We start from the raw sequence: 1,311 nt of genomic DNA, 5'->3' as shown, positions 1-1,311 counted from the left end.
CAGAAGACCAAGGATGCCTTTCATGGGGAGCTCCAGTGGGCCGCCGGGCGGCGGCCGGTGTCAGGGGGGTGTGTGAATCAACCCGGGAAGTTGTCGGGAATCTTGGCCTTGCTGCGGGCCTCGGCGGGGCTGATGATATTGCGGCGCACCAGGTCGGTCAGGTTCTGGTCCAGCGTCTGCATGCCCTGGCTGCTGCTGGTCTGGATGGTCGAATACATCTGCGCCACCTTGGCCTCGCGGATCAGGTTGCGGATGGCGCTGGTGCCGAGCATGATCTCGTGCGCCGCGACGCGGCCCGAGCCGTCCTTGAGCTTGCACAGGGTTTGCGAGACCACGGCCTGCAGCGACTCCGACAGCATGGCGCGCACCATCTCCTTTTCTTCGGCCGGGAACACGTCGATGATGCGGTCTATGGTCTTGGCCGCGCTCGAGGTGTGCAGCGTGCCGAACACCAGGTGGCCGGTCTCAGCGGCCGTCATAGCCAGGCGGATGGTTTCGAGGTCGCGCATTTCGCCGACCAGAATGGCGTCCGGGTCCTCGCGCAGCGCCGACTTGAGCGCGGCCGCGAAGGAGAGCGTCATCGGCCCGACCTCGCGCTGGTTGATCAGGCATTTCTTCGATTCGTGCACGAACTCGATCGGGTCTTCCACCGTGAGGATGTGGCCGTACTCGGTCTCGTTGAGGTAGTTGACCATGGCGGCGAGCGTGGTCGACTTGCCCGAGCCCGTGGGGCCGGTGACCAGCACCAGGCCGCGCGGTTTCAGCGCCAGTTCGCCGAAGATCTTCGGCGCGTTGAGCTGCTCCAGCGTCAGGATCTTGCTCGGAATGGTGCGGAACACGGCGGCCGCGCCGCGGTTCTGGTTGAAGGCGTTGACGCGAAAGCGCGCCAGGCCCTCGATCTCGAACGAGAAGTCGACCTCCAGGAATTCCTCGAAGGCCTTGCGCTGCGAATCNTGGTGCGGAACACGGCGGCCGCGCCGCGGTTCTGGTTGAAGGCGTTGACGCGAAAGCGCGCCAGGCCCTCGATCTCGAACGAGAAGTCGACCTCCAGGAATTCCTCGAAGGCCTTGCGCTGCGAATCGCTCATGATGTCGTAGACCATGGCGTGCACGGTCTTGTGGTCGAGCGCATCGACATTGATGCGGCGCACGTCGCCGTGGACCCGGATCATCGGCGGCAGCCCCGCGGACAGGTGCAAATCGGAGGCTTTGTTCTTGACGCTGAAGGCCAGCAATTGGGTGATGTCCACGGATCCCTCTTCTCGTTTGGTAGGCTCGGCGGTCATTATGACGATGATTGTTAACAACCTCC

General features: G+C 63.8%; 2 pseudogenes. Both read right to left on the bottom strand.

From position 1 onward, the window contains the following. Positions 1 to 77: 77 nt before the first annotated feature. Positions 78 to 947 (bottom strand): annotated as a pseudogene (locus QZH66_RS16225) (type IV pilus twitching motility protein PilT); the annotation flags it as partial. An 8-nt stretch (positions 948 to 955) separates the two neighbouring features. Further along, positions 956 to 1,249 (bottom strand): annotated as a pseudogene (locus QZH66_RS16220) (twitching motility protein PilT); the annotation flags it as partial. Positions 1,250 to 1,311 lie beyond the last annotated feature (62 nt).

Source organism: Stenotrophomonas sp. YIM B06876 (genome assembly GCF_030711595.1).
Taxonomy (GTDB): domain Bacteria; phylum Pseudomonadota; class Gammaproteobacteria; order Xanthomonadales; family Xanthomonadaceae; genus Stenotrophomonas.
This window is presented reverse-complemented; position numbering and strand designations above follow the sequence as displayed.